Below are 9567 nucleotides of genomic sequence, written 5' to 3'. Positions count from 1 at the left end.
CTGTTCAATATAGCAGCTTGATTCAATTAAGAAAAACGATGAAGTGGTCTTAAACTATCGAGGTATCATAAGTATCTCCCAAAGCACCATACTTAAAGAACAACAATTTACTCGATTAAAGAGGCATGCTTCTCCTTATCCAGTGTTTTGATCAACTCATGCAAAAGTGAATAAGCGGTGTTAGTTTGAAGCAGGTCCACCTCCTGCACACTGTTCACCATCAACTTGCGGTTACAGATATTGATGCGGTTAAGCATCGGAACAATGCTGTTGAGGTAGCGGTTATAGAAGCCAGCGATATCCTCCACGCCGTCAGGAAGCTTATAGCCTGACTTACCTTGGATACTTGCGATAAGCACCCCGTTGTCGCGCAGGTGTTGGACACAAACCCGCAGCTGCTGCTCCGAAAAAGTCGGAAATCTTCTTTTTAACTTATCAATGATCTCCCGTTTCTCGATGAGGCGGTCAGGCGCGGTGCGGAACATCAGGTACAGATACTGCAACACGGCAAGCGCCTCCTCCGAAAGGCTGTTTCTACCTAATAGTGCCTCTTGGGCGGACTCCGAGGCTATTCTTCGTATAAGATGGTTCTTCTGCCGGTCTTCGGGGGTAGGGGAGAGGAGATAGTCTGTTCTTTCAAAAGGGAAAAAGTCAATGAACGTACGGTCGTGCAGCAGATCGAACAGTGCGGATGCCTTTTCGTGGCTGTGACTGGTGCAGTAAATCTTGCCCAGGCAGCCAGAAAGAAAATCTGCCAGCTGCACCAAGGGTTCCTCTGACTTATCCTCTACCAGGCGGTACGAGCGCTCCGGCGTGAATAGATCCCGCTGGATAACTTTGGTTTCAATGTAATGGTGTAGGCTGCGCCGAAATTCTGGCCAACCAAGCTGATCGGCATGTATTGAGAAAGCAGTAAAGTTTTTGGGAAACTGCTTGAGGAAAATCCGGTTGAAGTATTTATAGAACACATCATTACGATCAAACCCTGCTCCTTCCAGTTTGCTCTTGTTGATGACCATTCCCAGCACGACGAAGTCCAGCTGGCGCAGCTCTTTCAATACCTCCAATCTTTTCCGGAAGCCCTTCTCATCATTGGGAATACGGCTGGACTTGATGGGTTGGCCTTGGAAGAAGCGTTGGCTGATCGTATCCCTTAGCAGCCGGGCCTGCTCCAGCTTCTTCTCATCCAGGAGAACAGCTGTAAGAACAAAATGGGAGAAGGTACCGGCTTTATCCAGGTTTAGGCTGGCGTTTCCGAATTCATCCAGAAAAATATGTACATGTTGCATAGGAGGAGTATAGGGTGATAACTCTTATGCCACATAAGATACAAAAGATGAAACACTTTCAATATAAATACAGCAAGCCTAAACTACTCTGGTGAGGTGAGGACATCCGTTTGAAGCTGCCCTTGTCGGATGTGCAGACGCTGAACGGTGATGGCAAAGAATTTCTTCCCCCTGCGGGTGGTGAAGCCATGGCTGTTAAGCCGGTCAGCAATTTGCTGATAGGTCATATCCTTTTCCCGATACATCTGGATCAGTTCCGTGGCCTGTCGGTTAGCTTTGTGCGATGCTGCGTTCTCCTGCCGTATCTGAAGTCCTTTCGTCCTGGCTCCCTGGGTCAGGTTCTCAGGCGTACCCAAGGCAAAACCCTGTAGCTTCTTTTGCTGGAGCGCGGCTCTGGTCCTGGAGCTGATTAACTCCCGCTCATGCTGGGCCAATACGGCGAAGATTCCGATGGTCAGGGTATTGGCATCGGGCATATCCACAGCAAGAAAGTCCACGTGGCTGTCACGCAGCTTAAAGATAAACCCGGCGTTACGACTGAGACGATCCAGTTTGGCAATCAGCAGCTGGGCCTGCTCCCGTTTGGCCAGGGCGATGGCCGCCTCTAGCTCTGGCCTATCGTTCTTCTTGCCGCTCTCCACCTCAATGTGCTCGGCAAGCAGCGCATCGCCGGGCTTGAGGAAACCCTTCACCATCTCGCGCTGTGACTCCAGACCCAGCCCGCTCTGGCCTTGCTTCTTTGTGGAGACCCGGTAGTAGGCCACGTACTTCATCTTCGCTACTCCTTATTATATAGGTGAAACTCGGGGCGAAGATAGTTATAACCTTTTACAAACGGACGTTTGTAAAAGGTTATAAGGTGAGATAATTCCAGAAACCCCTAGCTCTGCCAGAGATTTTCTAAATTAGGAAGTCGAAAGGAGAAGCGGAGGCCAAAGCTTTCATGCAGTAGCGGCAGGGGTGGAGGTGCTCGCCGCCGCGGTCACAGATTAGGTGGTGTTAACCTTCACGGACGGGAAAGAGAAGGGAAATGTATACGTCAAGTGCATCGCCTCTATGAAAATATCTGTCGGGATGTTTTAGCCTTTATTATAGCTCATGCTTTCACCGTTGACGATCTGTTGTAAACACAGATGCGTTCGCGATTTATTTGAATGGATTATAGCCGTCACAACTGGTAGTCACATTGGGAGTGCCCTCTAAACTTTATTATCCTCTCTATTTATAAAAGTCGCTTTCAATCTGAGTATATATTGAATTGATGCCTGTTGTGGCGGTTCAGCCGATAAGTTATTTTATGTAAAGTAAGTAGTACTCGTTGCTAATCGTATATCAACTCAATTTCTTCTTTCGTGAGCCCATAGAGTTGAAAAACCATCTGATCTATCTCATCATCTAAACGTTGACGTTGTTGCAGTATTTGAGCAGCAGCTTTTTGCTGCGCCTCAAAATAGGAGAGCCAATCGGCTTTTTGAGCCAGGCTCAACTTTACTTTCAACTTAACTAGTTCTTTGGCAAACTCCTCCCAGGTTAATTCATACCATTTCTCCAGCTTCTTGCTAGGCTTGCTAACACCTAGCTCACTGGAGAGCAACTTTAGAAACTTCTGAGAGAGCGTGAACAGTTCCTGGGTTTGCTCCGCTGCATTTCTTGCCTTTGTGGCTAATTGTTCTCTTTCCGTTGGAGTTCCCTCTGGTATTGGAAATGAAGCCAAGTTATCCAAGCTAATCTTAGCAAAGACTTTACCCTTGATATCATGTAACAAGCGGTAAAACAGTGTAGCAGGTCTTGAGTTAAGCAGGGCCACCAGATAATCGAGATTAAATTCCTCCTTTTCCTGGTATATGCCATGCACCAGCGTATCGAAGTAATAACTACCTCTGTCAACACAAGCTATAAGAGAGTCCCCGGTTTTTCTGATTACAATCTTTTTCCGCTCAAATAAGTCTGGTGTTCGCAAGGCAAAATCAATGCGGTTTTGCTTGTTCATGCCGTCCTTAGACTTTATCTCCTCCAAGCTGATCCGGTCTCCTAAAGAGCTGTCGTAGTTAATGTATTCGCCTGACCACTCTATCCTGTATTTCGATATGTCTTTTCCCCAGATAATGGGTCTGTGCTTATCTGTCTCGGGGTGTTCCGATATCAAAATGTGCTTCACGTTTCCTGGGTTCAGCCCGTTCTTCAAAGTGTAGTAGGCTTTTATGGTGCTAAGCTTGTTTAGCTTTTGCAGTATCGACTGGGAGTCTGCTGACACAACTGATATTTCACAATTAGGGACACTTAGGAAGAATGATTGCGGCAAACTGTTTTCCTTTATGTCCAAGGAAGTGATAAAGTTCTCGGTTGTTTCGACAGATGCTAATCGCACCATATTACTTGGATCAGGATTTTCCATTATCGTGAACCGCAGCAACAAGCTCCCGCCAACTTCCGCATCCTCAAACACCTTTTCGGCTATAGTGAAGATCTCGTTTATCTCCGATCGCTCAATTAGGTGTTTTCGGATGCTTTCGTAGTACGAGTTAAACAGGAGGGACTTAGGGATAATGAAATGGACCACTCCTTTGTCGAATACTTGAAACATTCTCTCTAGGAAGAGCACGTAAAGGTTCGTCTTGTACTTCGTGTTTGGAAAGTGTTCGATGAAATGACGCTGGTCTTCTTTGCCAATCAGGATTCCATAAGGTGGATTCCCTACTATCACATCAAAGCCTCCCAGCTTGAAGATATCAGGAAACTCCTGCTGCCAGTCGAAAGCCTTCTCTCCAGCAATTGCCGGATCAGAGACCAAGGAATTACCGCACTTGATGTTGGCATCAAGTGTTGTGAGCTCCTTGCTTTTATTAGCAGTTTTGAGCCAAAGGCTGAGCTTAGTGATTTCAACGCTCTCCTCGTTCAGGTCCACACCGAATATGTTGTTGTTCAGGATGTGTCTGTCTAGGTCAAAGGCCTCAAACTGTCCGCCGCGCAATCTGGCAAGCTCCTTGTTCACGCGCTGCCCCTCTTGGAACAGGAAATCAAATACTTGATTTAAGAATGCACCGGATCCGCAAGCCGGGTCCAGCACCTTGATGTTACGCAAGGCCTCCCGGTAAGCATCCCAGGCTTTCAGGTGCTTCTCTACCGCCTTGTTTGTCACCAGCTTTTTCTTTGCATCGAATCTGATGCTGGCGTAGTCACTTTCCGTAAGCTCCGGTAGCTTCTCGAAGCCTAGCTCTCGTTGCCGATCCTGCAGCCATCCTCCCACAGCTTCTTTTACGATATAGCGGGTAATGTACTCAGGAGTGTAGAATATACCGTCCTTCTTTCTCTTCCCTGCTTTTGCTTCAAAGTCATGTCCGGCTATTTCGGCTTTCGTTTCTTCTATGTCCGAGATGCTCTGCTCAAATATGTGCCCCAGTATGTTCACATTCAAATCTGAGGCAAAATCATACTTCTCGAGGGAGATGATGTGCTCAAGCGTGCTGTCTTTAATCTGTAGGTTGTCAAGGAGAGTGTCGGGGGCGAAGAGGCCTCCGTTAAACTTATTGATTCCTTCCTCCGGGTAGCCCTGATCGATGGCAAAGAATAAGTCCTTTACCCGCTCATAAATCCTAGTGTCCTGCCGATTAAATTTGTCCTCCTTTACTGCCTTTAGCAGACCTCGGAAGGTATATGGCGGTATGATTGTCAAATCTTCGCAGAAACACACAAATACTACACGGTCAAGCAGCTTCTGTGTTTTCTGGAATATGGTTAGCTCCGGTACCTCCGGGTTCTGACTGTGGAGATGCCGGAACAGGTCTAAGCGAGCTTTTTTATAGTCCCCATAGAAGTTTTTTGTAATCTTATGCTCCTCTGCCTGCCGTTCCCTATAGAGCTGTTCTGTTGCCGACTCTCCGTGCTCCAGGATTAGCCGGTCCTTGTGCACCTGAAATAGGAAGCGAAGCAACTCTGCCTCTTCATGCAGTTGCATCACATCAAACTGCTCATAGCGGCTCTGATCGGAGTGGTGGTAGAGCCTTATCTCCAGAAAATTACTGACCAATACCCAGCGGCAGTTGCCGCCTGCCTTCGGAACGTAACTAAAGGCTTGCTCTACGGGACTCCGCTTGTCGTGGAGACGGTTCTGCGGCTTGTCCAGGTCAGTTCGTGCGTCCTTCAGTTCAATCACAGCCCTCACATCTGCCTTGCGTTCATTACCGAACATCCAGAAATAACCCAATGCACCGTCAGCCTTTGTACTGTCTGAGTCAGACTTGTGCTCTTTGCTTAGGTTCCACCTCGTTGCCTCTGGGCTGTACACATACTCAAGCACCTCCCCAAAGAAAATATTCAGGAACTCACTCTGCAGTTCCTCTTCTTTCTGCTTCAGGATTTTGCCACTTTTAATGCCACTCTGCCATTTTTCAATGAGTGCCCGCTTCTTTGCCAAGTCTGGGAACTGGGACAGATGGAAATTCTGGGCTTTGGATTTGAGGTATTTTCTGGAAAATATAGGGGAGTAGAGTTGCGCCATCGGTTGGAGACTAAGTTTACGGACAGTAAGTTAAAGTAAACTTAGCTTTATGCATAATCTGACGTTTACTTTCATCTATGCAAGACAAAGTGCTGTTCAGGATCACCAGTTAGCCACAGGCTATGGATTGTATAAGCATCGACAGGATGAGCTCTTGCAGGACCTACAGAAGGAATGCTTGCTGACTCTGCAAAACCCTCTATTTCTTTATGCTTTTCTCCCTTATGCTCTGTCCCTACACCCGGATCCTCACCAGCTTTATCTTTTGGGTTGGAATTATCGTATGCACTATCGTTGTTGTTATTATTGGTACTGGTATTGCTTGTAGTGTACAAACAACTATCTTTGCTAACGTCATTGATGACAGCTGTTTGCATTGTAGCAGCATTCGCTATAATTACTCTATTAAAGAAAAGACCATGAAACTAAGAGACCGTTACCCAAAGCTGAAGGATGAGGCATTCGTGCGCTCTATGGTGGTGAAGTCAGTGCATGGCTCTATGATGCTGGAGAACCAGGGCGTAAGCAAGGACCGCCTGGAAAAGCTTTATGCAGAGGTGAAGGAAGAGCGGCGGCTTATAAAGGCTTAAGCTGCTCCCTGATCATTTGCTCCAATTCTGAGAAATCATATGTATCTGCAAGCTTCACCGCTTGCAGATATTTTTTTCTGCCGTCCCCATCTCGCTGATACAGCTCCACGCTCTGATAGCCATGCATGTAGGCCAATAGATTAGTGATCAAGCGAGCCGAGCGGCCATTACCGTTCACAAAGGGGTGTATGTGCACCATCCTGTGGTGTGCCCAGGCGAGCTCCCTCACTAGTGCTTCCGTATCCTTATACTTATCAACTTTGTTCTGTAGCCGATATCTAAGGTCATAGGTGAACTCAGCCATTAGCCGTGGGACATCAAAGTGCCTAGGTGGTATGTAGGCCCCTACTTGCAAATCCTTATTGCGCCACTTTCCTGCCCACTCATAAATCTCTCCGAATGCAGTTCTATGAATATCTAAGATTAAGCCGGTGCTGATCTCAACAGAATCGTCTAGGTCTAACATGTACTCTTCTGCTCTTAGCACCCCTTTCGCCTCCAGTTCGTTGAGTTGTGCTTTATCGCCTATGCCCAATAAGTTATCGTCTGCTGCAGTTGTGTATTCTCCCATCGTATAACCTTTGTACAAAGGTGGTAAATATTAAATAATGGTAGCTATGTTATAAAGTGCAATAATCAAGATATAATCTGCCAGCTGTGGTTTAGCTGGCAGGCAAGTGCCTTACTGTATTGTCCCATGAGCCCGCGTCGTCGGGCTCATTTTTTTTCTGCACCACCCCTTGGTCTTGATTATACTGCACCGATTCAGATTCTAGTAAGAAAGAGCAGCTAAACAGCGCATCTAGATACTATTGGAATAATTTAGCTGCTTCCCGAAAATGCTAGCAACAGAGCCCGAACGGAGAGGCGGGGCTCCGGCAGTAGCCCGAGCAGATATTGACTTCTTTCCTTTGCGCCAAGCGAGCTGGGCCACCTTCTGCGTGTGTGAACACAGTTTAATACACAAGTAGTATCCCCGTTGAGTATAACGGGGATAACTTGACGCAGATGTATGTATTACTGTGGTTAACCTACCACAGTACCGCTAAAAAAGTTCACCAGCATTCTACTAAGGAATGTATTAAAGCTATTAATAGAGATATCAATAAACCTTAGAAGATATTATATCCTATACAATTACACAAGGGAAGTATAAGGATATTATAAAAGAGAATAGAAAGGCAGAAAAAAGAGAAAGTATAGACATAACTATAAGGTTAAAAACAGAGTTTATTGAGCAAGCTACATATAAAAGGTTTATTAGAAGGAGCTATTATTCTTAATTAAGAAGAATAATATAATAATTAATTAAGAGAGATTTAGAGATATATTCATGTAAAAATGTGAATATCAGCTATAGATGGAGAAAATTGTTTGAATAAAACTATATACAAACGAATGATTATTATGAAAAAGTGATATATTTGTGCACAGGTATTGGGTTACTAATACCTATATATAGCATTAAGGGAGTAAAAAGGCGTTGCACACATAAAGCATGGAAATGGAATTGAATTTTTTATCAATATCAGATATAGATAATAAGGCGAAAGCAACGATTCATTTATCTGGCAAATTGGGGTTCAACACAGAGGCCGCAGAAGTAATGAGGTTAGGCGAAGTAGCTTGTTTCAAAGTAGCTCTTGATGGAGATATTGCCAGCTACCAACACATCTTCCTCAAGCCCTTTAAAACAGAAGAAGACAACTGTGTTAAGTTAACAAAGACCAGTGGATACTACTCGCTGCCCCTAACAAGTGTTTTTAATAAGCTAAGTATCAATTACACTGACTATAAGGTGATTTTTGAAATTATAGCTGAGAAGTATAACGGAGAGGATATCTACAAGCTTAAACGCAGACCTAAGGATATAAAGCGCTCGATTAGTAAAGTCTCTAAAGAGGAGGGTGAGGAATAGTACTTAAGACATTGCCCGCAAACAATAACATGCGGGCAAAAAAAAACCTAGATCAGAGGTCGCAACTCTGACTAGGCTTATTTAAATAAATTGTTCAACCAAAAAAGTAGAAAGAAGATGATTGACAAATCCAATCACCCAGACTACGAATTGGTTTGCACCATGTACGTGACGATCAAGGGCAAAAAGGTCCGTCGCGCAAATGGTCGACCATTCTGCTTCTATGCAAAGAAGCGCTAGCTAGTCGAAGTAAGGGCTCCACAAGGTGGAAGCCCTTATTTTTTAACAAATATATAACGAGTTTGCCATCTAACAAGTTTTATATTTCAAGAAAATATATACTTGATTAACAGGAAGTACAGCACGTATGTACTTATTGTTAGCATATACCTAGTAACTTAAGGAGCAAACCTTCTTTGCTGCACCGGGTCCTGGAAGCGCAGGTGGATTTGGAGGGGCAATGTCGGTAGTCACTTTTCAGCAGCCTGCCGTACAGACTGTGCTCAAGCCCTTAAAAGGGAGCATCTGACCTGTTGACCCTCTGCCCCGTCCCAAAAAACGACGATTTTTGAGATGAATGTGACGGGTGGCCAACGTGCTGGTGCAGCTGATGGGCGAGGCGTAGCCAAGCCTAAGGGCTGAACCTTGTTGTATGTTGCTTTTTTACCTCTTCTTATTAAAGTTTAGTTTGTATTGTAGGCTCAACCTGCCTATAAAAGAGTATAAGCGAATTTTTTCCTCCGAATTTATAACAGTTCTTATTTCAGTTGTCCCTTCATATGCGGTATGAGTGTCTGTTCGCTCTACAGATGGTGCAATTAAAGGAATTCCCACCCCTACCTGTGCATTTATGTTTACCCCATATAGATTATAACCCGCACTTATGGCAGGGTCAGCAGTCAGGCCTCTTAGTTTTTTATAACTGCTCTTTGTAGAAGCAGAATAGGTGTCGTAAAAGCTGAAATCAATATACTGTGAATATGTGAACCTTAGCCCGAGCCCGTACTCACTTTCCGATACTCTTTTACCTGCATTAAATTGCCCGAACACGCTCCAATATCGCGCCTGCGTGACTTCTCCATCTGTATCGCCTTTAAAGTACCAATAATTGTCAATCTTGGTGATACCCGTACCCACGTATGCCTCTATAATGGGAAACTCAGCATTCTCAGTCTTGGTAAAATAACCTAATCCGCCTTTGATGATTATTCCGGGCAAGCAGCGCCACCTATTCCGGAGCAAGCGGCGCCACTTAATCCGGGTCAAACAGCG

The 9567-nt window shown here is 45.1% G+C and carries 8 protein-coding genes; 2 read left to right on the top strand and 6 right to left on the bottom strand.

All coding sequences use genetic code 11. The features are described from left to right. Nucleotides 1-107 precede the first annotated feature (107 nt). The 4 genes from FVR03_RS22895 to FVR03_RS22880 form a co-directional block, all read right to left on the bottom strand. Complete coding sequence (locus FVR03_RS22895) at nucleotides 108-1289, bottom strand: DUF3800 domain-containing protein (protein ID WP_147924107.1); 1182 nt, start codon at nucleotides 1287-1289, stop codon at nucleotides 108-110. A gap of 83 nt (nucleotides 1290-1372) precedes the next feature. Beyond that, the gene (locus FVR03_RS22890; RefSeq protein WP_147924106.1) at nucleotides 1373-2062 is read right to left on the bottom strand and encodes a recombinase family protein; all 690 of its coding nucleotides are present in this window, start codon (nucleotides 2060-2062) and stop codon (nucleotides 1373-1375) included. 548 nt (nucleotides 2063-2610) lie between these two features. Further along, nucleotides 2611-5703, bottom strand: a complete 3093-nt coding sequence (locus FVR03_RS22885; RefSeq protein ID WP_187270277.1) for an Eco57I restriction-modification methylase domain-containing protein — start codon at nucleotides 5701-5703, stop codon at nucleotides 2611-2613. A 155-nt stretch (nucleotides 5704-5858) separates the two neighbouring features. Beyond that, the gene (locus FVR03_RS22880; RefSeq protein ID WP_116544994.1) at nucleotides 5859-6164 is read right to left on the bottom strand and encodes a hypothetical protein; all 306 of its coding nucleotides are present in this window, start codon (nucleotides 6162-6164) and stop codon (nucleotides 5859-5861) included. A 42-nt stretch (nucleotides 6165-6206) separates the two neighbouring features. On the opposite strand from FVR03_RS22880, the gene FVR03_RS24630 reads away from it, so the two are divergent. Further along, nucleotides 6207-6377 (top strand): hypothetical protein, encoded by a 171-nt coding sequence (locus tag FVR03_RS24630; RefSeq protein ID WP_165820693.1) that lies wholly within the window; start codon nucleotides 6207-6209, stop codon nucleotides 6375-6377. On the opposite strand, the gene FVR03_RS22875 is transcribed toward FVR03_RS24630, so the two are convergent. Next, nucleotides 6364-6948, bottom strand: a complete 585-nt coding sequence (locus FVR03_RS22875; protein WP_116544993.1) for a Fic/DOC family protein — start codon at nucleotides 6946-6948, stop codon at nucleotides 6364-6366. The two genes, FVR03_RS24630 and FVR03_RS22875, sit on opposite strands and share 14 nt — an antisense overlap. A 927-nt stretch (nucleotides 6949-7875) precedes the next feature. Between FVR03_RS22875 and FVR03_RS22870 the strand changes: the two genes are divergently transcribed. After that, a complete protein-coding gene (locus tag FVR03_RS22870; RefSeq protein ID WP_116544992.1) occupies nucleotides 7876-8295 on the top strand; it encodes a hypothetical protein in 420 nt (139 codons plus the stop codon). Nucleotides 8296-8958: 663 nt separating this feature from the next. Here the strand turns inward: FVR03_RS22870 and FVR03_RS22865 are convergent. Continuing rightward, nucleotides 8959-9567 (bottom strand): hypothetical protein (locus FVR03_RS22865; RefSeq protein ID WP_222707300.1); only part of this gene is annotated, 609 nt, incomplete at its 5' end.

Origin of the sequence: Pontibacter qinzhouensis (assembly GCF_008017455.1) — a bacterium.
Lineage (GTDB): Bacteria > Bacteroidota > Bacteroidia > Cytophagales > Hymenobacteraceae > Pontibacter > Pontibacter qinzhouensis.
This window is presented reverse-complemented; position numbering and strand designations above follow the sequence as displayed.